Raw genomic sequence first — 24,536 nt, forward strand, 5'->3', positions numbered from 1 at the left:
TAAACTTAAAAGTAATATTTGAATTAATGATAAGGAACCTTTTTCATATGTTATAATGATAACGAAGTAAACAGATGAGGTTAATAAAATGACTGATATGAGAATTAGTGCAATCATTCCTGCTGCTGGATCGGGCACGAGAATTGGCGGTTCTATTAAAAAGCAATTTTTAGAGCTTCAAGGAAAAGAAGTACTTAATTGGACGATTGAAGCATTGTTAGAGATGTATACCTTTGTGGAACTCATTATTGTTGTGCCTCAAAACGAAGTGGATGAAGTTTTAAAGAAAGTTACAAAGTGGTTTCCTTTTGAGAAAAGTATTAAAGTTGTTTGTGGTGGCGCAACACGCCAAGCATCTGTATATAATGGACTCAGTCATCTTGAAAGCATTGTTGATTTGATTTTGATACACGATGGTGTAAGACCTTTTATTCCAAAGTCATCAACCGTCAAGGCCATTTCTGATTTATCTCTTTCCATAGATTTAGAAGGATTAATTGCAGGGATGAAAGTGACCGATACACTTAAAAAGGTAGAGAGTAACCTTACAATTATTGAAACTGTTGACCGAGAAACGATATGGGCAGTGCAGACACCTCAGATTTTTAAGTTTGAAACACTTTTAGAGGCACATAAGTTTGCATTACAAACCCAATTAAGTGCAACAGATGATGCTATGCTGTTAGAAAAGCTTGGTAAGAAGGTTGGTATTTTTGAAGGTTCAGCAGATAATATAAAAATTACAAAACCATTTGATATTAAGTTAGCTGAATGGATGATTGCTTCAAAGGAAGGTGAGTTATGAGGATTGGGATTGGCTATGATGTTCACCAGCTCGTAGAGGAAAGGGATTTAATTCTAGGAGGGGTAAAGATAGAGCACTATTTAGGATTGTTGGGGCATTCGGATGCGGATGTTTTAACACATGCAATAATGGACGCAATGCTCGGCGCATTGGGCAAGGGTGATATTGGGAAGCATTTTCCTGACACTGCTCAAACCTATAAAGATATTTCAAGTCTCATATTACTTGAAAAAGTAACTGAGCTCATGCATTCGGAAGGATATGTCATTGGTAATATTGATGCGACAATAGTGGCTCAAAAGCCCAAATTAGCACCCTATCTTGATGAGATGATTCAAAATTTATCAAGCTGTATTGGATGCGATAAGGCACGCATCAATATTAAAGCAACTACTACAGAAAGACTGGGATTTGAAGGCCTTGAACAAGGTATATCAAGCCAAGCAGTCGTATTATTAGAAAAGAGGGCGTCCATATGAGTGAAAACTATAAATTTAATCAACATAAAGCATGTGAATTTTTTCCTTGTCATAAGGGTGTAGAAAACGAAAAATTTAATTGTTTGTTTTGCTATTGCCCGCTCTATATGTTAAAGGATGAATGCGGCGGTGATTTTAAAATGAATCACGGAATTAAAGATTGCAGCGATTGTACAAAACCACATGATGAAAACAGCTATGCTTATATTATGGCTAGAATGAAGGTCGTCATTGAAAGAGGTTCTGATTTTTAGTATAATGAGTCGAATAGTAGGAGGACGGTATAATGAAACCTAGATTAAGATTTGCGCCAAGTCCAACAGGATATGTTCATATCGGTGGTCTTAGAACGGCGTTATATAATTATTTATATGCAAAGCAAAACGATGGACAATATTTACTTAGAATAGAAGATACAGATCAGACACGTTTGGTAGAGGATGCAGTTGAAGGTATCATCCGCTCTTTATCATGGGCAGGTGTAGTACATGATGAAGGTCCTGTACTAGATGCATCTGGACATATTACACAAACTGGCGATTGTGGCCCATATATTCAATCACAGAGATTAGAGATCTACAAAAAGCATGCTTTAGAATTAGTGGAAAAAGATCATGCTTATTACTGTTTTTGCTCTAAGGAAAGATTGGATGCTGTAAGGGAACATCAAAAATCTGAAGGCTTAACACCGAAATACGATGGTCACTGTAAGCATCTTTCAAAAGAAGAAGTTGATGAAAAGCTTGCAAGTGGTCAAGATCACGTTATAAGATTAAAATTACCAGAAAATCGCGTCATTGAGTTCAACGATGCGATTAAGGGGACTGTAACGGTTAATACAAATGATCTAGATGATCAGGTTCTTATGAAAACAGACGGTTTTCCTACGTATCATATGGCAGTTGTCGTAGATGATCACTACATGGGAATCACCCATGTCGTTCGTGGAGATGAGTGGTTAATATCTACACCAAAGCACGTATTTACTTATGAAGCTTTTGGTTGGGACGCGCCTGAATTCGTTCATTTACCAGTAATACTAAGCCAAAGTAAAAAGAAATTAAGCAAAAGAGAAGGTAGCGTAGCGGTTGAAGACTTTAGATCGAAAGGCTATTTACCAGAGGCTTTAATCAATTACGTTGCATTGGTTGGATGGTCACCTGAGGATGGCCAGGAAATTCTAAGTATGAGTGAAATGATCGAAAAGTTTTCATTTGAAAGAGTGTCTAAATCAGGCGGCGTCTTTGATTTAGACAAACTTAACTGGATGAATAACCACTATATTAAATCAGCTGATCTTGATCGTTTGACTGAACTTAGTAAGGCTTATTTAGTTGAGGCTGGGTTTACAACTGAAGCTACTTTTGAAGCTGATTATAACTGGCTAAAGAGAATGATTGAAGTATTAAGAGAGCGTTTTAATAAACTTGAAGACATAAAAGATTATTATGCCTTTTTCACTAGAAAAGATGTCGTATTAGAAGATGATGAAGCTGGTGAAATGATTAAACTTGAGCATGTACCTGAAATGATGCAAATTTTTGCTGATAAGATGATGGCAACTGAAGTTTTAAATGCGGATGCAGTTAAAACAATCTTAAAAGAAATTCAAAAAGAGACAGGTCATAAAGGAAAGAACTTGTTTATGCCTGTGAGGGTTGCAATTACTGGACAAGTACATGGACCCGACATTGCAATTGTCATTGAACTTTTAGGTAAAGAGTTGACAAAAGAAAGAATCGATTATTGCTTAAAAAATTTATGCTAGCCAATTTAAAACTCGAAGGGTAAACCTTTCGAGTTTTAAGTGTATCTATGCCTGAGGAGAGTAAAGATTGGATAAAATAAGTTTGATGGAGTTATTACAGGTAAAAAAATTAGATAAAACTGATGTAAGAATGTTAAATCCTTTAAAGCTTGCTTATGTTGGAGATGCTGTTTACGAAGTTTATATTAGGCAGTATTTAATTAATTCTATCAACAATTCACCAAGTGAAATGTCAAAAAAAGCGATTAAATACGTTAAAGCATCTGCACAAGCAGAATTGGTTAAAGGCTTACAAAGCTATTTCACTGAAGAAGAGTGGACATTTGTAAAACGAGGCCGCAATCAAAAGTCAAATACGGTTCCTAAAAACGCGGTTTTAAGTGACTATAAATACGCAACCGGATTTGAAACGTTAATTGGCTTTCTTTATTTAATAGGAGAAGAAAATAGAATAGTAGAAATAATTGCAGAAGGGATCTTATATTTAGAAAATCTAAATCAAGTCCAGAAAACTGTTGTTTCTAGCGAGGTAAATGATGAAGAAGAATAAAAGAAAATTAACATTAAAGGAAAAAGTGCTTTTAAGTGTAACTTTGATTTTATTATTGGTTTTGGTAGGTAAATCAGTTTTTTTTGACCCTTATCAGTTTGCAGATGACGCAGAACAAATGAGAGCAGAAGCATTTGTCAGTGATACTTTTGATGGTAAACTATATGAGTTGGGCTTGTTAAAGGCAAAAATTGTTAATATTGAATATAAGGACAATCAAGTCAGATATCATAGTCGTAAATATGTTTTTGGACTTTTGCCTTTTGGGGACGATTTTTCTGAATTTCAATAAGGGGGATGAATATGAATGTAGAGTTGATTGCGCACTCACCAGATCCTGAAAGGGTTGTTGCTGCTGCTGCAAAATTGTGTTATTCAGCAACGGGTGCAAAAGGGTTAATGGATGATTTGACAACAGAAAAGAGTGCTGCTTTTTTAGATAAGTTATTGGATTTTGGGCACTATTCACCACTTGAACATATTAGCTTTACATTTTCTATTGAAGGGGTAAGTCGTGTTTTGACGCATCAATTGGTTAGACATAGAATTGCATCTTATTCTCAACAATCACAAAGATATGTTAAACTCACCCAGTTTGAATACATTGTACCACCAGCAATTGAGAACAATCCTGAGGCAAAAGCAATTTTTATCAGCACAATGAATCAAGATCAAAAAGCATATGAGACAATCGTAGATTTACTAGAAAAAGATTATTTTGAAAGATTTACTAATGATGGCATGAGTGAAGCTTCTGCAAAGAGATCTGCAGAAAAGTCAGCGATTGAGGATGCGCGTTTTGTTTTTCCTAATGCTTGTGAAACAAAAATCGTAGTTACGATGAATGCGAGAAGCTTAATCAACTTTTTCAACCACAGATGCTGTATGCGTGCACAATGGGAAATAAGAAATTTAGCCGATGAGATGCTCAAGCTGGTAACTAATGAAGCGCCGACCTTGTTTAAAGGTATTGGTCCTAAGTGTCTTACAGGACCTTGTCCAGAAGGTAAAATGACTTGTGGTAACATTGTTAATGTTCGCGAGAAGTATAGAAATTTGTTAAATGTATAGAGGTATATTATGGAAGATATGATATATGGAAGAAATCCTGTGTTAGAAGCTGTAGAAGCGGGACATGAGATCAATAAAGCACTTGTATTAGAGGGCTCAAGAGATAAAAATCTTCAAAAGGTAATTGATGCATTAAAGAATAAGAAGATTCAGATCCAGTTTACTGATCGAAAACAACTGGATAAGCTTTCTAATGGTGAAAATCATCAAGGGGTTATCGTTTACGTGGCACCTTATAAATATTACGAAGTCGAAGAGTTGCTAGAAAGAGCGGCTGTGAAAGAAGAAGCGCCATTTTTAATTCTCCTCGATGAAATTACCGATCCACATAATTTAGGAAGTGTAATCCGTACGGCGAATGCCGTCGGTGCACATGGTGTTATCATTCCTAAAAGAAGAAGTGCAGCTGTGAATCAAACTGTGGTTAAAACATCATGTGGTGCAGTAGAATACGTACCTGTTGCAAGAGTTACGAATATGACTCAGACGATTAAAAAACTACAAGATGCTGGTGTTTGGATTGTTGGGACAGATATGGGAGCGCCAACTTATTATGAGACCAATCTTACAGGTGGGATCGGAATCGTTATTGGAAATGAGGGTGACGGCATCAGTAGATTGGTAAAAGAAAGTTGTGATTTGATGGTTTCACTACCCATGAAAGGGGAAGTGAGTTCCTTGAATGCAGCAGTTGCTGGTAGCGTTATCATGTACGAAGTTCTCAGACAGAGAAATACGGCTAAAAAATAATTTGAAGGTTGTAATTTAAAGGGTTTAACGGTACTTGCGTTAAATTTATGAATCATATATAATGTTTTTATGAATTGGCATAGTGATGATTCTTTTCACGCGAACTAGGAGGCAGCTTGATGGCAGTACTTGAAAGATTAGATGATGAACAACTCGATGAAGAGTTAATTGTCGAACGAGCGCGAAAAGGTGACCCAAGAGCACAAGAAATATTGATTAAGCGGTATAAGAACTTCGTCAGATCTAAAGCGAGGTCGTATTTCCTAATTGGTGCAGATCGTGAAGATATAGTTCAGGAAGGTATGATTGGCTTGTTTAAAGCCATGCGTGACTACCAACCGGACAAAGTTACTTCTTTTAGATCGTTTGCTGAACTTTGTATAAAACGGCAAATCATTACAGCTATTAAAACGGCGACACGACAAAAGCACATACCGTTAAATTCATATGTTTCGCTAAACAAACCAATGTTTGATGACGAATCCGATAGGACGCTATTTGATGTCATGTCGACGAGTAGCAAAGAGCTTAATCCGGAGCACTTAATTATCAAACGAGAAGAACTGAGTAATATTGAAGAAAAAATGGGTGAAGTTTTAAGTGATCTTGAATGGAAAGTCCTTAATGCATATCTCGAAGGCAAATCGTATCAAGAAATTTCAGTTGAAATGAACAAACACGTAAAATCCGTTGACAATGCACTTCAACGTGTTAAAAAGAAACTTGAAAAATACTTGATCAATTTAAATTAGTTAATTAACAGTGCGGCAGCGCATCTGTTAAAGTGATATTAATAATCCAAGGGAGGAATTTTATCAATGGCAAAGCAAAAGTTTGAAAGAACGAAACCACATTGTAATATCGGAACAATCGGTCACGTTGACCACGGTAAAACAACTTTAACAGCTGCAATTACGAAAGTATTGTACGAAAAATACGGTTTAGGTCAAAAAGTAGATTTCGAAAACATCGATAAAGCACCAGAAGAGAGAGAAAGAGGTATCACAATCTCTACTGCTCACGTTGAATACGAAACACCAAACAGACACTACGCTCACGTAGACTGTCCAGGCCATGCTGACTACGTTAAAAACATGATCACTGGTGCAGCACAAATGGACGGATCAATCTTAGTTGTATCTGCAGCAGATGGTCCAATGCCACAAACTAGAGAGCACATCCTTCTTTCAAGACAAGTAGGCGTTCCATACATCGTTGTTTTCTTAAACAAATGTGATATGGTAGACGACGAAGAACTTCTTGAGTTAGTAGAAATGGAAGTAAGAGATCTTCTTTCACAATACGAGTTCCCAGGCGATGATACACCAATCATCAGAGGATCTGCATTAAAAGCACTTGAAGGCGATGCAGCATGGGCAGAAAAAATCGTAGAAATGTTCGAAATCATCGACGATTACATTCCACAACCAGAAAGAGCAACAGATAAACCTTTCTTAATGCCAGTAGAAGACGTATTCTCGATCACAGGTCGTGGTACAGTTGCAACAGGTAGAATTGAAAGAGGTATCGTAAAAGTACAAGAAGAAGTAGAAATCGTTGGTTTAGCAGAAGCGCCAAGAAAAGTAGTAGTAACAGGCGTAGAAATGTTCAAAAAGCTTCTTGATGAAGGTCAAGCAGGCGACAACGTAGGTTTATTACTTCGTGGTGTACAAAGAACAGAAATCGAAAGAGGACAAGTTCTTGCGAAACCAGGCACAATCAAACCACACACAAAATTCGATGCACAAGTATACGTTCTTACAAAAGAAGAGGGCGGAAGACATACACCATTCTTCAAAGGTTATAGACCACAGTTCTTCTTCAGAACAACAGACGTAACAGGTTCAATCGAGTTCGAACCAGGTGTTGAAATGTGTATGCCTGGCGATAACATCGAAATGCACATCGAATTGATCTCGCCAATCGCGATCGAAGAGAGCTTAAGATTCTCTATCCGTGAAGGTGGTAGAACAGTTGGTGCTGGTAACGTAATCAAAATTACTGAATAATCCCAAAAAACATTATTGTAATTTTTGATAAGCTGTTATAAAATACTATAGGTAATTAATTTAAGATATAAAATACTGTATTTTCTAATGTTACTTTAGAAGATAAGGACTAGTGGCAACTAGTCCTTATTTAACTTGCTTTGTAAGATGAATAATTGTTAATATTATTACGCGTGTAAACTCACGTGGTTTTGTTGACATGCCTTTTATTTTATGGTAGGTTAGATTAGTAATGTTATAGTGGAGTATAGTGTGCATTGCCAGGCACGGACATTATGGATTTAGGAGGTGTCGAGATGAGAGTTAACATCACGTTAGCATGTACTGAGTGTAAGAACAGAAATTACAACACTACGAAAAACAAGAAGAACAACCCAGACAGAATTGAAATGAAAAAATATTGCAAGTTTTGTAAGAAACACACAGAACATAAAGAAACTAAATAGTTTCAAATATTAGATAAGGGGTTGAGATAAATGGCTTCTAGTAATGTAAAAGAAAACAAGTTTAGTGCAGGCAAGTTTTACAGAAGTGTGAAAAGTGAAATTAAGAAAGTAACTTGGCCAACTCGACAAGATGTATGGAATTACACATTGGTTGTACTAGCTATGTGTGCTTTTTCAGCAATTGTCATTGGTATACTAGATACAATCTTTAAATTTCTCTTCAACTTACTTGCTTAAAACTGATCCGGTAACTATTGGGAGGAGGTTGAATCAGAAACATGGCAGATGCAAACAATGCGAAGTGGTATGTGGTTCATACGTACTCTGGTCATGAAAACAAAGTAAAGGCAAATATCGAGAAAATCGTTGAAAACAGAGGCATGGAAGACGTTATTCTACAAGTTGTAGTGCCGACGGAAACGGTCGTTGAGATCAAAGCCGGTAAGAGAAAAGACAAGTCGAAAAAAATCTTCCCAGGTTATGCATTAGTTAAAATGATTATGACAGATGAGTCTTGGTATGTCGTACGCAACACACGAGGAGTAACAGGATTCGTTGGTCCCGGCTCAAAGCCTATTCCACTAACTGATGAAGAAGTTGAAAATATGGGTCTAGAAAAACGTATGATCCAAGTCGATTTCGAGGTCGGTGACACAATTACTGTTATATCTGGTCCATTTGAGAACTTTATTGGAACAGTAGAGGAAATCCACATGGAAAGACAATCGGTCAAAGCGATGATTTCGATGTTTGGTCGAGAAACCCCAGTGGAACTCGAGTTCGATCAAGTTAAAAAGAATTTTTAAGGAGGTGAATGTCAATGGCTAAAAAAGTAACTGGTTTAGTAAAATTACAAATTCCAGCAGGTAAAGCAACTCCAGCTCCACCAGTTGGTCCAGCATTAGGTCAACAAGGTGTTAACATCATGCAATTCGTTAAAGAATTTAACGCTAAAACTGCTGATCAAGAGGGTATGATTATCCCTGTTGTTATCACTGTTTACCAAGATAGATCTTATACTTTCATCACTAAAACGCCACCAGCTGCAAACTTGTTAATTAAAGCTGCAGGTATCGCAGGCGGTTCAGGTGAACCTAACAAAAAGAAAGTAGCTACAGTTAAAAGATCTAAAGTTAGAGAAATCGCTGAAATCAAAATGCCAGACTTAAATGCTGCAAACATCGAATCTGCAATGAGCATGATCGAAGGTACTGCAAGAAGTATGGGTATTGTAATCGAAGACTAATAAAAGTCTCATGAACTATGTGGGAGGAAAATTTCCGCGTAACCACTAAGGAGGTAAGAAATGCCAAAAAGAGGTAAAGCTTATCAAGAAGCAGAAAAGTTAGTTGAAAGAAACAGACTTTATGATGTTGATGAAGCAATAAAATTAGTTAAGCAAACTGCTAAAGCTAAATTTGATGAGACAGTTGAACTTCACATCAAATTAGGCGTTGACGGTAGACATGCTGACCAACAAGTTAGAGGCGCTATCGTTTTACCACACGGTACTGGTAAAACTAAAAGAGTTCTTGTTATCGCTAAAGGCGAAAAAGCTGCTGAAGCTGAAAAAGCTGGCGCTGATTTCGTAGGCGCAGAGGACATTATTACTAAAATCCAAAACGAAAACTGGTTTGACTATGATGTTATCGTTTCTACACCTGACATGATGGGACAATTAGGTCGTTTAGGTAGAGTTTTAGGTCCTAAAGGTTTGATGCCAAACCCTAAATCTGGTACCGTAACATTCGATCTTGAAAGAGCAGTTAACGAAATCAAAGCTGGTAAAGTAGAGTACAGACTTGACAAAACAAATATTGTACACGTATCTATCGGTAAAGCTTCTTTTGATGAAGTTAAATTGTCTGAAAACTTAAGCGCATTGATTGACGCAGTAGTAAAAGCGAAACCAGCTGCTGCTAAAGGAACTTATTTAAGAAGCGTAACGCTTTCTAGTACAATGGGTCCTGGAATTAAACTCAATGCTGCAAAATTATAATTGACAAGTTATTCAATCTCTGATAGAATTGCTTTGTCTTAAAAAATGCATATAAACCGTAGACAGTAGGTGCTAAGGCTTAATTTCCTACCGAGGTAAGAATAAATAGTTTATGTAACGTAAATTATAACCTCTCTTGTCTACGGAAGAGAGGTTTTATTTTATACAAGGAGGTGGACAAATGTCAAATAATTTTGATGCTAAAAAAGTAGCAGTTGAAGAAATTAAAGAAAAGTTCGCAAGTGCTAAGTCTGCTGTTCTCGTAGATTACAGAGGTTTAACTGTTGAGGAAGTAACTGAACTTAGAACTAAGTTTAGACAAGCTGGCGTTGAGTACAAAGTTTACAAAAATAACTTAGTAAAAATCGCTATTAAAGATACACCTTTTGAGTCATTATCTCAAGATTTGACTGGTCCAAATGCGATCGCTTTCGGTATCGAAGACGCGGTTGTTCCAGCTAAAATCATTAAAGATTTTGCTAAAGGTCACAAAAAGCTTGAACTTAAAGCAGGCGTTGTTGAAGGCGCTTACTGTAATCTTGAACAAATCACAGAAATTGCAGATCTACCATCAAAAGAAGTGTTAATTGGAAGATTCCTTGGAAGTGTCAAGGCTCCAGTTTCAAATTTCGCTTATTTCTTATCAAATCTTATCAAAGAAAAAGAGGGTGCAAATGCTTAATTGCATTGCATAACTGAAAAATAACCGGAGGTGTTTAAAATGACTAAAGAACAAATTATTGAAGCTATCAAAGGCATGAGCATTTTAGAAGTAAAAGAATTAGTAGAAGCATGTGAAGCTGAATTCGGCGTATCTGCATCTGCTCCTGTAGTTGCTGTAGCTGGCGGTGCTGCTGCTGAAGCTGCTGAAGAAAAATCTGAATTTGACGTAGTTTTAGCTAACGCTGGCGCTAAGAAAATTGGCGTTATCAAAGTTGTTAGAGAGTTAACTGGTCTTGGCTTAAAAGAAGCTAAAGATTTAGTTGATGGTGCTCCACAAGTATTAAAAGCTGGTGTATCTAAAGATGAAGCTGACAAAATGAAAGCTGCTTTAGAAGAAGCTGGCGCTGCTATCGAATTAAAATAATTTCGATTAAAATGAATAGCCACCAGAAATGGTGGCTTTTTGCTTCAAATGCTACAAAAATGAAAACTCTATTCTAAACATTCTTTTAAAATGATGTTGACACCCATAGACAAGTGTGATATTATTTTATAATGCTATAAGTATGTTTAGAATGGAGTTTTCTGCGTTTCTAAATGCTAAGCATTGATGGTTAGAAAAGGATTTGTTCCTTTTATAATACAACGACTTTTATTACACAAGGGGTGAAAATTTAATGCCACAACCTGTAATGCTCGGAAAAACAGAAAGAATGAGTTTTGCTAGAATCAATGAGCTACTTGAGAAACCAAACTTAATTGAGATCCAAAGAAAATCCTATGAGTGGTTTCTTGAAGAAGGTCTAAAAGAGGCCTTTAAGGACATTTCGCCAATCGAAGATTACACAGGAAATCTTAGCTTGGAATTCATTGATTATGAACTCGATGAAGAACCAAAGTATGATGTTGAAGAGTGTAAAGAACGAGATGTTAACTTCGCCGTTCCTTTAAGAGTGCAAGTGCGCTTCATTAATAAGGAAACAAGCGAAATCAAAGAACAAAAAGTATTTATGGGTGACTTCCCATTGATGACAGACAAGGGTACTTTTATCATCAATGGTGCTGAGAGAGTTATCGTCAGCCAGTTAGTAAGATCACCAGGGCCATACTACGATGTAAAAATCGATAAAGTTGGTACCAGATTATTTTCAAGTACAATTATACCAAACAGAGGCGCATGGCTTGAATATGAAACTGATTCAAACGATGTTGTATCAGTGAGAATTGACAGAACACGTAAATTGCCTGCTACGACATTAATCAGAGCTTTAGGCTATCACACTAATCAAGAAATCCTATCAATGTTCGGTGAAGATGAAAAATTGATTAAGACATTAGATAAGGATAGCACCGTTAATCAAGAAGAAGGTCTTATTGAAATTTATAAGAAGTTAAGACCAGGTGAACCGCCGACTGTAGAAAGTGCAAGAAACCTAATCTATTCTTTATTCTTTGATGAAAAGCGTTATGACCTTGCAAAAGTGGGTCGTTATAAATTCAATAGAAAACTTGGTGTTTCTAACCGAATTGAAGAGCGTGTTTCTGCAGAGAATATTATCAATCCGCAGACAGGTGAAATCCTTGTTGAAAAAGATACAAAAATTTCAATTGATATGGCAACAGTTATTGAAAACGCAGGTGTTAAACAAGTTGACATCTATGGTGATGATGAGAAAATTATTCGTGTAATCGGTAACCATTTCGTTGATATTAACACTTATATTCAATCTGAAAAACTTAAAATCAAGGAAAAAGTATATTATCCAGTTCTTAAAGAAATCATGGATACACATGATTCTTTAGAAGATCAAGTTAATGCTGTTGAAGAAAGAATGTCTGAACTTATTCCTAGACACATTATTCCGGCAGATATGATCGCATCTTTCAGTTATATTCTTAACTTAAACTGGGGTGTCGGTAATGTGGATGATATCGACCATTTGGGTAACAGAAGAATACGTTCCGTAGGCGAGCTTCTTCAGAATCAATTTAGAATTGGTCTTTCAAGAATGGAAAGAGTTGTTCGTGAACGCATGACGATCCAAGATATGGAAGCGATTACACCACAGGCACTTATAAATATTAAACCTGTTGTATCTGCAATCAAAGAGTTCTTTGGTAGTTCTCAGTTGTCTCAGTTCATGGATCAAACGAATCCACTTGCTGAGTTAACGCATAAGAGAAGACTTTCAGCACTCGGACCTGGCGGTCTTTCAAGAGAAAGAGCAGGCTTCGAGGTTCGAGACGTACATCATTCTCACTATGGTAGAATGTGTCCAATTGAGACACCTGAAGGTCCAAATATCGGTCTTATTGGTTCTTTAAGTACATTTGCTAGAATCAATGAGTATGGCTTTATTGAATCACCTTATAGAAAAGTAGATAAGAAAACTGGTGTTATTACAGATGAAATTATCTATATTACTGCAGATTATGAAGATAAATATACAGTTGCACCAGCAAATGAACCGATATCAGATGACAATCGATTTGTCAGTGATAGGATCGTTGCTCGTCGTAGAGCAGACATTAAAGAATTCCCATCTACTGACATTGATTTAGTAGAGGTTTCAGCTCAACAAATGGTTTCAGTTGCAACTGCAATGATTCCGTTCCTTGAAAATGATGATGCTAACCGTGCCCTAATGGGATCGAACATGCAACGTCAGGCAGTTCCACTCGTAAGAGCAGAAGCGCCAATCATAGGTACAGGAATTGAGCATATAGCAGCAAAAGATTCAGGTTCAGTTGTTAAGTCACCAGTTGACGGCGTAATTGAATATGTTTCAGCTGAAGAAATCGTTGTAAGAGGCGATGCAGATAAGAAAAAATATAGATTTAAGCTATTAAAATTCAAGCGATCAAATCAAGGTACATGTATCAATCAAAAGCCATTGGTTAAAAAAGGTCAACGCGTGATTGCAGATGAAATCATTGCTGATGGTCCTTCTACTGATAATGGTGAAATTGCATTGGGTACAAACCTATTAATCGGTTTCATGACATGGGAAGGCTATAACTATGAGGATGCGATCCTTATTAGCGAAGAACTTGTCATGGAAGATAAACTTTCTTCTATTCATATTGAAGAGTATGAATCAGAAGCAAGAGATACTAAACTTGGACCAGAAGAAATCACAAGAGATATTCCAAACGTCGGTGAAGATGCTCTTAAAAATCTCGATGCTGAAGGTATTATCAGAATCGGTGCTGAAGTTAACTCTGGTGACATTTTAGTAGGTAAAGTTACTCCGAAAGGTGAAACTGAATTAACTGCTGAAGAAAGATTGCTTCGAGCAATTTTCGGCGAAAAAGCTCGTGAAGTTAGAGATACTTCATTAAGAGTACCTCACGGCGAGTCAGGTATAATAGTTGATGTTAAAAAATTCGAAAGAGAAAACGGGGATGAATTGTCTCCTGGCGTTAACAAACTCATTCGTGTATACATCGCTAAGAAAAGAAAGATCAGTATCGGTGATAAAATGGCCGGTCGTCATGGTAATAAAGGGGTTATCTCCAGAATTTCACCAGTAGAAGACATGCCTTTCCTTGAAGACGGAACACCACTACAAATCGTTCTTAACCCACTTGGGGTACCTTCTCGTATGAATATCGGTCAGGTACTTGAAGTCCATCTTGGTTTAGCAGCTAAGAAAAAAGGATGGAAAGTCGCAACCCCAGTATTCGACGGTGCTAGAGAGACTCAAATCAGAGAAATCTTACAAGATGCAGGTTACCCAGGTAACGGTAGACTTTTAATTAGAGATGGTAGAACTGGCGAAGCGTTTGATAACCACGTAACTGTTGGTTACATGTACATGCTGAAACTTCACCATTTGGTTGATGATAAAATCCATGCTAGAAGTACTGGACCTTACTCACTCGTAACGCAACAACCACTTGGTGGTAAAGCTCAATTTGGTGGGCAGCGTTTTGGTGAGATGGAGGTTTGGGCACTTGAAGCATATGGTGCAGCTCATACACTACAAGAGATTTTGACTGTTAAATCAGACGACGTCGTAGGTAGAGTAAAAGCTTATGAAGCAATCGTTAAAGGTGAAAACATTCCTGAACCAGGTATTCCAGAATCATTTAAAGTATTAATCAAAGAACTTCAAGCACTTGCGCTTGACGTAAAAGTTCTTAGAGATGATGCCGGCGAAATCGAAATCGAAGTTGACACTGATGACGATGATGGTTTGGATTACAATACTGCTCTTAGAGAAAATAAGATAACAAATGATATTGAGCGTGGCGGATTTATTGATGATTTATCAGATGAAGAGTCAAATCAAGAAGTTGAGGATGACAATTTTGATTCAGATGATGATTTTTTAATGGAAGACGATGAAGATTTTGATGAGTAACTAACTTTAATAGAGAAGGGAGAGGTAGCCCTTGATCGAATTCAACAATTTTGATTCTATAAGAATTGGATTAGCATCACCAGATAAAATAAGATCGTGGTCAAAAGGTGAAGTTAAAAAACCAGAAACGATCAATTATAGAACTTTAAAACCTGAAAAAGAAGGTCTTTTCTGTGAAAAGATCTTCGGACCTACAAAAGACTGGGAATGTCATTGTGGGAAGTATAAAAAAGTAAGATATAAAGGTGTTGTTTGTGACCGATGTGGCGTTGAAGTCACAAAGTCAAAAGTTCGTCGTGAACGTATGGGTCATATCGAACTCGCAGCACCAGTGTCTCATATTTGGTATTTCAAAGGAATTCCATCTAAGATGGGTATTCTTCTTGATTTATCACCTAGGTCGCTTGAGAAAGTTTTATATTTTGCTTCTTATATTGTGATTGAGCCAGGTGAAACAAGCTTAGAGTATAAGCAACTTCTTACTGAAAGTGAATACGCTCAGTACAGGGAAAAATATGGCAATACATTTAGAGCAATGATGGGTGCTGAAGCGGTAAAAGAAATTTTACAACAAGTCGACTTAGAAGGTCTTGCAGAAGAGCTTAAAACACAGTTAAAAGACAGTTCTGGTCAAAGAAAAATTAGAATTGTAAGAAGACTTGAAGTTGTTGAAGCATTTAGACAATCTGGCAATGATCCTGAATGGATGATTTTGGATGTAGTTCCAGTAATCCCGCCAGATTTAAGACCAATGGTTCAATTAGATGGTGGTCGTTTTGCTACAGCAGATTTAAATGACCTTTATAGAAGAGTTATTAATAGAAACAATCGTCTAAAAAGACTTTTAGAACTTGGTGCACCAGATATTATCGTTAGAAATGAAAAGCGTATGCTTCAAGAAGCGGTTGATGCTTTAATTGATAATGGTAGAAGGGGTCGTCCGGTTACTGGTCCTGGTAACAGACCACTTAAATCACTTTCTGATTTATTAAAAGGTAAACAAGGTCGATTTAGACAAAACTTACTTGGTAAACGTGTTGACTACTCTGGTCGTTCTGTTATCGTAGTAGGTCCTGAACTTAAATTCTATCAATGTGGTCTTCCTAAGAAGATGGCGTTAGAATTATTCAAACCTTTCGTAATGAAACGTTTGGTAAACGATGGTTACGTGCATAATATTAAAAGTGCAAAACGTATGGTTGAAAGAGTGAAGCCAGAAGTTTGGAGTATCGTGGAAGAGGTTATCGCAGAACATCCAGTTCTTCTTAACCGTGCACCGACGCTTCATAGGCTTGGTATTCAAGCTTTTGAACCGGTGTTGGTTGAAGGTAAAGCGATTAGACTACATCCACTTGTATGTACTGCATACAATGCCGATTTCGATGGTGACCAGATGGCGGTCCACGTACCACTTTCAGTCGAAGCACAAGCAGAAGCTAGATTTTTGATGCTTTCTGTTAATAATATTTTAGCACCAAAAGATGGTAGACCGATTACGACACCTACACAGGATATGGTTCTAGGTGCGTACTACTTGACCTACCAAAATGAAGCGCAGCCAACTGAAAAACGTATTTTCAAAGATATGGACGAGTTGAACCTTGCGTACTATAATGAAGCGATTAGTCTTCATGAAAGAGTTCAAATGAGAAGATATCTGCCAGACGAGGATAGAACTATCCTAGTTGAAAGTACAGTTGGTAGATTTATCTTCAATGAAAAAATTCCTCAAAATCTTGGTTTTGTTGATAGAACTGAAAGCCCATATACTCTAGAGATCGATTTCTTATGTAAGAAAAAAGACCTTGAAGAAATCATTGCAAAATGTTTTGCTGAGTATGGCAATACAATCACAGCAGAACTACTTGATCATATGAAAAATATTGGTTTTAGATATTCTACAAGAGCTGCAATTACAGTTGCTGTATCTGATATGGATATTCCTGAAGCTAAAAAAGATCTTATTGCTGGTGCTCGAAATACGGTTGATCAGTATCAAAAAGCATTTAGACGTGGTCTTATTTCTGAAGAAGAAAGATATGAAAAAGTCATCCAAACTTGGACTAAAACAACAGAAGAAGTTACAGATGCACTTATGAAAAATCTTTCTAACTTAAACAACATTAAAATCATGGCGGACTCAGGTGCCCGTGGTTCTAAAAACCAGATTAGACAGTTAGCAGGTATGCGTGGTCTGATGGCCAATGCACTTGGTAAAACAGTTGAGATCCCAATCGTTTCAAACTTCCGTGAAGGCTTATCAGTTCTCGAATATTTTATTTCGACAACAGGTGCTCGTAAAGGTCTTGCCGATACAGCGTTACGTACAGCCGATTCAGGTTATTTAACAAGAAGACTTGTTGACGTCAGCCAGGAAGTAATCGTTCGTGAAATTGATTGTCAAACAACTTCAGGAATTGATGTTGTTGAATTTAGAGAAGGTAATGAATTAATTGAGCCTTTAGCAGAAAGAATTTTGGGTAGATATCCAGTTGAAGACATTTTACATCCAACAACTGGTGAAGTACTTTGTACAGTCAACCAAATTATTTCTGAGAAAATTGCAGATAAAATCATTGCTGCAGGTTTTAAAACTTTAAGAATTAGATCGGTTCTTACTTGTGATACACAATATGGGGTTTGCTCTAAATGTTATGGACTTAACCTTGCAACTGGAAAACCAGTTCACGTCGGTGAAGCAGTTGGTATTATCGCTGCACAATCTATCGGTGAACCAGGTACACAGCTTACAATGAGAACGTTCCATACCGGAGGTGTTGCCGGCGGCGATATCACACAAGGTCTACCTCGTGTTGAGGAACTTTTTGAAGCTAGAAAACCGAAAGGTCTCGCAGTAATCGCTGAAATCGATGGTGTTGTTTCATTTAAAGAAACAAAGAAGAAGAAAGAAGTTGTTATTACTAATGAAGAAACTGGTGAACAACATACTTCGTTAATCGTATTCGGAGCAAGACTTAAAGTTAAAGAAGGCGATCGCGTTATTAAAGGACAATCTATTACAGAAGGTTCAATCAATCCACATGATTTGCTTAGAGTTGTTGGCGTATATGGTGTTAGAGAATACATCATCAAAGAAGTTCAAAAGGTTTATAGACTTCAAGGTGTTGATATCAATGATAAGCATATCGAAATCATCGTTAAGCAAATGCTTTCTAAGATAAAAATTGACGAATCTGGAGATTCATTACTACTTCCAGGTACTGTAATTAGTTTAAAAGAGTTCAATCGTATTAATGAAGCACTTCAAACTGAAGGTGGCGAATTTGCTGAAGGTACTAGAACATTACTAGGTATTACCAAAGCATCGTTAGCTACAGAATCGTTCTTGTCAGCTGCTTCTTTCCAAGAGACGACTCGTGTCTTAACAGAAGCTGCTATTAATGGTAAAGAAGATAGACTCCTTGGTCTTAAAGAAAATGTTATCATTGGTAAACTGATTCCAGCTGGTACAGGTATGCGTTATTACAAAGAAATGTCAGTAAAATCAGACAATGATTTTGATCTTGGAGACGTTGAAACCTTTAATAGTATTTAACATAAAATTTATTGACAGTAAATTTTGATGGTGTTAAAATGATGAAGTGCATATTGGCGACTTCAAGGAGGGACACAGTATGCAACTAAGCGACCTTGCAAAACATTCAAAAATCAACGTTGGCATAAAGCAGTCAATTAAGTCTTTAAGTTTAGATCGAGCTCTTAGCGTATTTGTTGCTGAAGATGCAGATCAAGTGATGATTCAAAAAGTCATCGAACTTGCAAACTCAAAAGCGGTTGAAGTTGTTTATGTCAAGACTATGAAAGAGCTTGGGCGTGCGTGTAATATTGACGTTGGTGCTGCGACAGCGGTTATTGAAAAATAGATATTAAAAGGAAAGGAGGTGCTGAACAGGAATGCCTACTATTAATCAGTTAGTGAGAAAAGGAAGACTTGAAATCGAAGAGAAGTCAACTTCACCTGCATTACAAAGAAGTTTAAATACACTTAAGAGAAAACAAGTTAAAATGAGCTCGCCACAAAAAAGAGGTGTGTGTACTAGTGTTAAGACAGTGACACCTAAGAAACCTAACTCAGCTTTAAGAAAAGTTGCCAGAGTTAGATTAACAAACGGTTTTGAGGTGACTGCATATATCCCAGGTGTTGGCCACAACCTTCAAGAGCACAGTGTTGTTCTTATCAGAGGTGGTAGAGTTAAAGACTTACCAGGTTGTAGATACCACATCGTAAGAGGTGTGCTTGACTCTTCTGGCGTTAACAACAGAATGCAAGCAAGATCTAAATACGGTGCTAAGAGACCAAAGAAAAAATAATGATTTAGCCGGCCTCTTCCGAAAGGAAGGGGCTTTATATAGTAATTTAAATTCAATAGCAAGTTCCGCACAGCGACATTAAATGTCGAGTACCGATGAATGACCAAAACATGTTATAAGGAGGGAAGAAAGTGCCTAGAAAAGGGAATGTTCCTAAAAGAGATGTGTTACCTGATCCGATGTACGGAAGCAAAGTGGTAACAAAATTAATCAATGCCGTTATGTATGACGGTAAAAAAGGCGTTGCTCAAAGCATCGTTTACGGTGCGTTTGACATGATCAAAGAAAAAACTGGTAAAGATCCTGCTGAAGTTTTCGAAACAGCAATGAACAACATTATGCCAGTTCTTGAAGTCAAAGCTCGTAGAGTTGGTGGTTCTAACTACCAAGTACCTATCGAAGTAAGACCAGAAAGAAGACAAACTCTTGGTCTTAGATGGTTAATCACTTACTCTCGCAAAAGAGGCGAGAGAACGATGCAAGAAAAACTTGCTAAAGAGATTATGGATGCTGCTAACAACACTGGTGCATCAGTTAAGAAGAGAGAAGATACTCACAAAATGGCTGATGCGAACAAAGCGTTTGCACATTACAGATTCTAATTTTATCATGTGTGGTATGAGCTTAGCATGCTAAGCTTATGCCTTTTAGCGAAAGGAGGATAAAGATGAGTAGGGGTTATTCACTTGAGAATACCAGAAACATCGGCATCATGGCGCATATCGACGCCGGAAAGACGACTACTACCGAAAGAATCCTCTATTATACAGGTATCAACTATAAGATCGGTGAAGTGCACGACGGTGGCGCGACAATGGACTGGATGGAGCAAGAGCAAGAGAGAGGTATCACAATTACTTCTGCTGCGACTACTTGTGTCTGGAAAGGCAAAAGAATCAACATTATCGACACGCCAGGTCACGTTGACTTTACTGTAGAAGTTGAAAGATCACTACGTGTATTAGATGGTTCCGTAGCAGTTTTCTGTGCTAAGGGTGGGGTTGAGCCTCAATCTGAAGCAGTATGGAGACAAGCAAATAAATATGGCGTACCAAGAATGGCATTTGTAAATAAAATGGACATTACTGGTGCAGATTTCTTCAGAGTTGTTAAAATGATGAAGGACAGATTAAAAGCAAATGCAGTACCAGTTCAATTACCAATTGGTGCTGAAGATAAATTCCAAGGTATTATCGATTTATTAGCTATGAAAGCTTACTTTTATAGAGATGATCTTGGAGAAAATATCGAAGAAACAGAAATTCCAGCAGATATGGTTGAACTTTGCGAAGAGTACAGACATAACATGATGGAATCTATCGCTGAATCAGATGAAACCTTAATGGAAAAATATCTTGAAGGCGAAGAACTTACTGTTGAAGAGTTAAAAGTTGCATTAAGAAAAGCAACTATTGACAACGTAATTGTACCAGTTCTTTGTGGTTCTGCTTATAAAAACAAAGGCGTTCAAAAAATGCTTGACGCTGTATTGGATTATATGCCAGCACCTACAGATGTAGCTGCAATTCAAGGTGTTGATGAAGATGGTAACGAAGTAGCTAGACCTGCTAGTGATGAACTTCCATTCTCTTCTTTAGCTTTCAAAATCATGACTGACCCTTATGTAGGTAAGTTAACATTCTTTAGAGTTTACTCAGGAACATTAGAATCAGGTTCTTATGTTCACAACTCAACTAAAGATAAAAAAGAAAGAGTTGGTCGTATCCTTCAAATGCATGCAAACAAAAGAGAAGAACTTGATAAAGTTTACTCTGGCGATATCGCTGCTGCTGTAGGTTTAAAATATACGACTACTGGAGATACACTATGTGACCCAGATCATATTATTGTTCTTGAGTCAATGGAATTCCCAGAGCCTGTTATTCGCGTAGCTATCGAGCCTAAAACTCGTGCAGGACAAGAAAAAATGGGTATCGCTCTTGCAAAACTTGCAGAAGAAGATCCAACATTCAGAACTTATACAGATGAAGAAACTGGACAGGTAATCATCGCTGGTATGGGTGAACTTCACCTTGAAATCATCGTTGACCGTCTGCTTAGAGAATTCAAAGTAGAAGCGAACATTGGTGCTCCTCAAGTTGCTTACAAAGAAACGATTACTAAACCAGTTGACATTGACTACAAATACTCTAAACAATCAGGTGGTAGAGGACAATACGGTCATGTTAAAATTAAATTTGCTCCAAATGAATCTGGTAAAGGCTACGCGTTTGAATCATCAGTTACTGGTGGTACAGTTCCAAGAGAATACTGGAACGCTATCGATGATGGGGTTCAAGGCGCACTTAAAGCTGGTATCTTAGGCGGCTTCGAAGTTGTCGACGTAACAGCAAATCTTTACGATGGTTCTTACCATGAAGTTGACTCTAATGAAATGGCATTTAAACTTGCTGCATCTATGGCTTTAAAAGAAGCTATGAGAAAAGGTGACGCTGTATTACTAGAGCCTTTCATGAAAGTTGAAGTAACAGTACCTGAAGAGTATTTCGGTGACGTTATGGGTGATATCAACTCAAGACGTGGTAAGCTTGAAGGTATGGAAATGGTTCATGGCGCTCAAATTATTAAAGCACACGTACCATTAGCTGAAATGTTTGGTTATGCTACAGACCTTAGATCTAGTTCTCAAGGTCGTGGTACTTATACAATGATCTTCAGTCATTATGAACCAGTCCCAAGAAGCATCGCTGAAGCGGTTCTTGGTAAAAAATAATCGTGTAGGAGGATAATTAACAATGGCAAAGCAAAAGTTTGAAAGAACGAAACCACATTGTAATATCGGAACAATCGGTCACGTTGACCACGGTAAAACAACTTTAACAGCTGCAATCACAAAAGTATTATACGAAAAATACGGTTTAGGTCAAAAAGTAGATTTCGAAAACATCGATAAAGCACCAGAAGAGAGAGAAAGAGGTATCACAATCTCTACTGCTCACGTTGAATACGAAACACCAAACAGACACTACGCTCACGTAGACTGTCCAGGCCATGCTGACTACGTTAAAAACATGATCACTGGTGCAGCACAAATGGACGGATCAATCTTAGTTGTATCTGCAGCAGATGGTCCAATGCCACAAACTAGAGAGCACATCCTTCTTTCAAGACAAGTAGGCGTTCCATACATCGTTGTTTTCTTAAACAAATGTGATATGGTAGACGACGAAGAACTTCTTGAGTTAGTAGAAATGGAAGTAAGAGATCTTCTTTCACAATACGAGTTCCCAGGCGATGATACACCAATCATCAGAGGATCTGCATTAAAAGCACTTGAAGGCGATGCAGCATGGGCAGAAAAAATCGTAGAAATGTTCGAAATCATCGACGATTACATTCCACAACCAGAAAGAGCAACAGATAAACCTTTCTTAATGCCAGTAGAAGACGTATTCTCGATCACAGGTCGTGGTACAGTTGCAACAGGTAGAATTGAAAGAGGTATCGTAAAAGTACAAGAAGAAGTAGAAATCGTTGGTTTAGCAGAAGCGCCAAGAAAAGTAGTAGTAACAGGCGTAGAAATGTTCAAAAAGCTTCTTGATGAAGGTCAAGCAGGCGACAACGTAGGTTTATTACTTCGTGGTGTACAAAGAACAGAAATCGAAAGAGGACAAGTTCTTGCGAAACCAGGCACAATCAAACCACACACAAAATTCGATGCACAAGTATACGTTCTTACAAAAGAAGAGGGCGGAAGACATACACCATTCTTCAAAGGTTATAGACCACAGTTCTTCTTCAGAACAACAGACGTAACAGGTTCAATCGAGTTCGAACCAGGTGTTGAAATGTGTATGCCTGGCGATAACATCGAAATGCACATCGAATTGATCTCGCCAATCGCGATCGAAGAGAGCTTAAGATTCTCTATCCGTGAAGGTGGTAGAACAGTTGGTGCTGGTAACGTAATCAAAATTACTGAGTAATCATTAATTAGATCTGTTATCACAAAATATTTCGAAAAAGAAATATAAATTCACACAAATAACCCCTTGATAAACTCAAGGGGTTATTATATAATGTTATGGTGCACTAATGCGATGATGCGAAAAGTTACTTAGCTGTGAGAGAATTTTCGCTGAGAATTGTTCATACAAGATATGAGCGACGAGTTTTTGTGCGTATCTAATCGTGAAACACCCGGCAGGGTGGACATTAAAAACTCGATTGCATGATCACGGTAAACATGCGATAAAAAAGGAGGTTTAGCAATGGCTAACAAACAAAAAATCAGAATTAGATTAAAATCATTTGATCACAAAATCCTCGACAATACTGCACTTAAAATTGTCGAAGTGGCAAAAACTACTGGCGCAGATGTAGCTGGTCCAATTCCGTTGCCAACAAAGAAAGAAGTAGTTACAATCTTAAGAGCGGTACACAAGTACAAAGACTCTAGAGAGCAATTTGAAATCAGAACGCACAAAAGATTAATTGACATCTTAAATCCAGGTCAAAAAACGGTTGATGCGCTCATGAAGCTTGAATTACCTGCTGGTGTAGATGTAGAAATCAAGCTTTAATCATTAAGTTAGTCTAAGATTTCGGTTTAAATAGATAAACCTGATTTTTTAGGATGATTGCCCTTGGGCAATCCGCTGTAAGAATATTAGGAGGTGCGAGACGCATGGTAGGAATTATCGGTAAAAAAATCGGTATGACCCAAGTATTCAATGAAGACGGCATCGTTACTGCAGTTACAGTTGTTGAAGTTCAACCTATGGTTGTATCTCAAATCAAAACTGTTGCTACTGACGGTTACAATGCAATCCAAGTTGCTACTGGTGACGTGAAAGACAAACACGTAAACAAACCTATGAAAGGCCACTTTAACAAAGCGGGTATCCCTTTCAAAAAATTATTAAAAGAATTCAGAGTTGAAAATACTGCTGAGTTCACAATCGGCCAAACAATTGGTGCTGATATCTTCGAAAACGGAACAAAAATCGACGTTATCGGTACTTCAAAAGGTAAAGGTACAACTGGTCCGATCAGAAGACACAATCAATCAAGAGGACCAGAAACACACGGTTCTAAATACCACAGAGGTGGCGGATCGATTGGTGCAGCTTCTTACCCAGCAAGAGTATTTAAAGGCATGCCAATGGCTGGAAGAATGGGTAACGAGCAAGTTACTGTACAAAATCTTGAAGTAGTTAAAGTTGATGCTGAAAGAAACCTTATGTTAATTAAGGGTGCAGTGCCAGGACCTAAAAATGGTCGAATCGTAATTAAAAAAGCTATTAAGGCTTCAAAGTAATAGCTGGGGAAAGGAG

The 24,536-nt window shown here is 37.5% G+C and carries 26 protein-coding genes and 1 other annotated feature; all 26 genes read left to right on the forward strand.

All coding sequences use genetic code 11. From position 1 onward, the window contains the following. The first annotated feature begins 88 nt into the window (after positions 1–88). The 26 genes from ispD to rplC all read left to right on the forward strand — a co-directional run bounded on the left by ispD (position 89) and on the right by rplC (position 24,520). A complete protein-coding gene (gene ispD, locus AC4PID_RS10870) occupies positions 89–805 on the forward strand; it encodes a 2-C-methyl-D-erythritol 4-phosphate cytidylyltransferase (protein WP_492132032.1) in 717 nt (238 codons plus the stop codon). Then, a complete protein-coding gene (gene ispF / locus AC4PID_RS10875) occupies positions 802–1,284 on the forward strand; it encodes a 2-C-methyl-D-erythritol 2,4-cyclodiphosphate synthase (RefSeq protein ID WP_492132033.1) in 483 nt (160 codons plus the stop codon). The genes ispD and ispF overlap by 4 nt, the downstream gene beginning before the upstream one ends. After that, entirely contained in the window at positions 1,281–1,538 is a 258-nt protein-coding gene (locus AC4PID_RS10880; RefSeq protein ID WP_492132034.1) for a cysteine-rich small domain-containing protein, read from the forward strand. The genes ispF and AC4PID_RS10880 overlap by 4 nt, the downstream gene beginning before the upstream one ends. Before the next feature lie 32 nt (positions 1,539–1,570). Continuing rightward, positions 1,571–3,052 carry a glutamate--tRNA ligase gene (gene gltX, locus AC4PID_RS10885; RefSeq protein WP_492132035.1) on the forward strand — a complete coding sequence of 494 codons (1,482 nt, stop codon included), beginning with the start codon at positions 1,571–1,573 and terminating at the stop codon, positions 3,050–3,052. 67 nt (positions 3,053–3,119) lie between these two features. Then, positions 3,120–3,602: a Mini-ribonuclease 3 gene (locus tag AC4PID_RS10890; RefSeq protein WP_492132036.1), complete on the forward strand. Its 483-nt coding sequence runs from the start codon at positions 3,120–3,122 to the stop codon at positions 3,600–3,602. Further along, positions 3,589–3,894: a hypothetical protein gene (locus AC4PID_RS10895; RefSeq protein ID WP_492132037.1), complete on the forward strand. Its 306-nt coding sequence runs from the start codon at positions 3,589–3,591 to the stop codon at positions 3,892–3,894. Before AC4PID_RS10890 ends, AC4PID_RS10895 begins: the two co-directional genes overlap by 14 nt. Before the next feature lie 5 nt (positions 3,895–3,899). After that, positions 3,900–4,673, forward strand: coding sequence for an FAD-dependent thymidylate synthase (thyX, locus tag AC4PID_RS10900; protein ID WP_492132038.1), 774 nt, complete (start codon positions 3,900–3,902; stop codon positions 4,671–4,673). A 9-nt stretch (positions 4,674–4,682) separates the two neighbouring features. Continuing rightward, positions 4,683–5,423: a 23S rRNA (guanosine(2251)-2'-O)-methyltransferase RlmB gene (gene rlmB, locus AC4PID_RS10905; protein WP_492132039.1), complete on the forward strand. Its 741-nt coding sequence runs from the start codon at positions 4,683–4,685 to the stop codon at positions 5,421–5,423. 119 nt (positions 5,424–5,542) lie between these two features. Then, positions 5,543–6,175 carry an RNA polymerase sporulation sigma factor SigH gene (sigH, locus tag AC4PID_RS10910; protein ID WP_492132040.1) on the forward strand — a complete coding sequence of 211 codons (633 nt, stop codon included), beginning with the start codon at positions 5,543–5,545 and terminating at the stop codon, positions 6,173–6,175. 66 nt (positions 6,176–6,241) lie between these two features. Next, the gene (gene tuf, locus AC4PID_RS10915; RefSeq protein WP_492132041.1) at positions 6,242–7,432 is read left to right on the forward strand and encodes an elongation factor Tu; all 1,191 of its coding nucleotides are present in this window, start codon (positions 6,242–6,244) and stop codon (positions 7,430–7,432) included. Positions 7,433–7,728: 296 nt separating this feature from the next. Continuing rightward, positions 7,729–7,878 carry a 50S ribosomal protein L33 gene (rpmG, locus tag AC4PID_RS10920; RefSeq protein WP_492132042.1) on the forward strand — a complete coding sequence of 50 codons (150 nt, stop codon included), beginning with the start codon at positions 7,729–7,731 and terminating at the stop codon, positions 7,876–7,878. Between the two features lie 30 nt (positions 7,879–7,908). Beyond that, positions 7,909–8,115, forward strand: coding sequence for a preprotein translocase subunit SecE (gene secE / locus AC4PID_RS10925; RefSeq protein ID WP_492132043.1), 207 nt, complete (start codon positions 7,909–7,911; stop codon positions 8,113–8,115). 41 nt (positions 8,116–8,156) lie between these two features. After that, on the forward strand, positions 8,157–8,684 hold the full coding sequence (gene nusG / locus AC4PID_RS10930; protein WP_492132044.1) for a transcription termination/antitermination protein NusG: 528 nt from the start codon (positions 8,157–8,159) through the stop codon (positions 8,682–8,684). Positions 8,685–8,698: 14 nt separating this feature from the next. Beyond that, a complete protein-coding gene (gene rplK, locus AC4PID_RS10935) occupies positions 8,699–9,124 on the forward strand; it encodes a 50S ribosomal protein L11 (protein ID WP_492132045.1) in 426 nt (141 codons plus the stop codon). Positions 9,125–9,184: 60 nt separating this feature from the next. Next, positions 9,185–9,877, forward strand: a complete 693-nt coding sequence (rplA, locus tag AC4PID_RS10940) for a 50S ribosomal protein L1 (protein WP_492132046.1) — start codon at positions 9,185–9,187, stop codon at positions 9,875–9,877. Positions 9,878–9,915: 38 nt separating this feature from the next. Beyond that, positions 9,916–10,046: a sequence feature (ribosomal protein L10 leader region), on the forward strand. Positions 10,047–10,058: 12 nt separating this feature from the next. Further along, positions 10,059–10,559: a 50S ribosomal protein L10 gene (gene rplJ / locus AC4PID_RS10945; RefSeq protein WP_492132047.1), complete on the forward strand. Its 501-nt coding sequence runs from the start codon at positions 10,059–10,061 to the stop codon at positions 10,557–10,559. Positions 10,560–10,598: 39 nt separating this feature from the next. Then, positions 10,599–10,964: a 50S ribosomal protein L7/L12 gene (gene rplL, locus AC4PID_RS10950; RefSeq protein WP_492132048.1), complete on the forward strand. Its 366-nt coding sequence runs from the start codon at positions 10,599–10,601 to the stop codon at positions 10,962–10,964. Positions 10,965–11,217: 253 nt separating this feature from the next. Continuing rightward, complete coding sequence (rpoB, locus tag AC4PID_RS10955) at positions 11,218–14,907, forward strand: DNA-directed RNA polymerase subunit beta (protein WP_492132049.1); 3,690 nt, start codon at positions 11,218–11,220, stop codon at positions 14,905–14,907. A 31-nt stretch (positions 14,908–14,938) separates the two neighbouring features. Beyond that, the gene (gene rpoC / locus AC4PID_RS10960; protein ID WP_492132050.1) at positions 14,939–18,463 is read left to right on the forward strand and encodes a DNA-directed RNA polymerase subunit beta'; all 3,525 of its coding nucleotides are present in this window, start codon (positions 14,939–14,941) and stop codon (positions 18,461–18,463) included. Between the two features lie 79 nt (positions 18,464–18,542). Continuing rightward, a complete protein-coding gene (locus AC4PID_RS10965; protein ID WP_492132051.1) occupies positions 18,543–18,791 on the forward strand; it encodes a ribosomal L7Ae/L30e/S12e/Gadd45 family protein in 249 nt (82 codons plus the stop codon). 31 nt (positions 18,792–18,822) lie between these two features. Then, the gene (gene rpsL, locus AC4PID_RS10970; RefSeq protein WP_492132052.1) at positions 18,823–19,239 is read left to right on the forward strand and encodes a 30S ribosomal protein S12; all 417 of its coding nucleotides are present in this window, start codon (positions 18,823–18,825) and stop codon (positions 19,237–19,239) included. 131 nt (positions 19,240–19,370) lie between these two features. Then, positions 19,371–19,841 (forward strand): 30S ribosomal protein S7, encoded by a 471-nt coding sequence (gene rpsG, locus AC4PID_RS10975; protein WP_492132053.1) that lies wholly within the window; start codon positions 19,371–19,373, stop codon positions 19,839–19,841. Positions 19,842–19,906: 65 nt separating this feature from the next. Continuing rightward, a complete protein-coding gene (gene fusA / locus AC4PID_RS10980; RefSeq protein WP_492132054.1) occupies positions 19,907–21,973 on the forward strand; it encodes an elongation factor G in 2,067 nt (688 codons plus the stop codon). A 22-nt stretch (positions 21,974–21,995) separates the two neighbouring features. Continuing rightward, positions 21,996–23,186, forward strand: a complete 1,191-nt coding sequence (tuf, locus tag AC4PID_RS10985; protein ID WP_492132041.1) for an elongation factor Tu — start codon at positions 21,996–21,998, stop codon at positions 23,184–23,186. Between the two features lie 285 nt (positions 23,187–23,471). Further along, positions 23,472–23,783 (forward strand): 30S ribosomal protein S10, encoded by a 312-nt coding sequence (gene rpsJ, locus AC4PID_RS10990; RefSeq protein ID WP_492132055.1) that lies wholly within the window; start codon positions 23,472–23,474, stop codon positions 23,781–23,783. A 104-nt stretch (positions 23,784–23,887) separates the two neighbouring features. Further along, positions 23,888–24,520, forward strand: a complete 633-nt coding sequence (rplC, locus tag AC4PID_RS10995; RefSeq protein WP_492132056.1) for a 50S ribosomal protein L3 — start codon at positions 23,888–23,890, stop codon at positions 24,518–24,520. The last annotated feature ends 16 nt before the right edge of the window (positions 24,521–24,536 follow it).

It is taken from the genome of Fusibacter sp. QWL-12, from assembly GCF_058683495.1.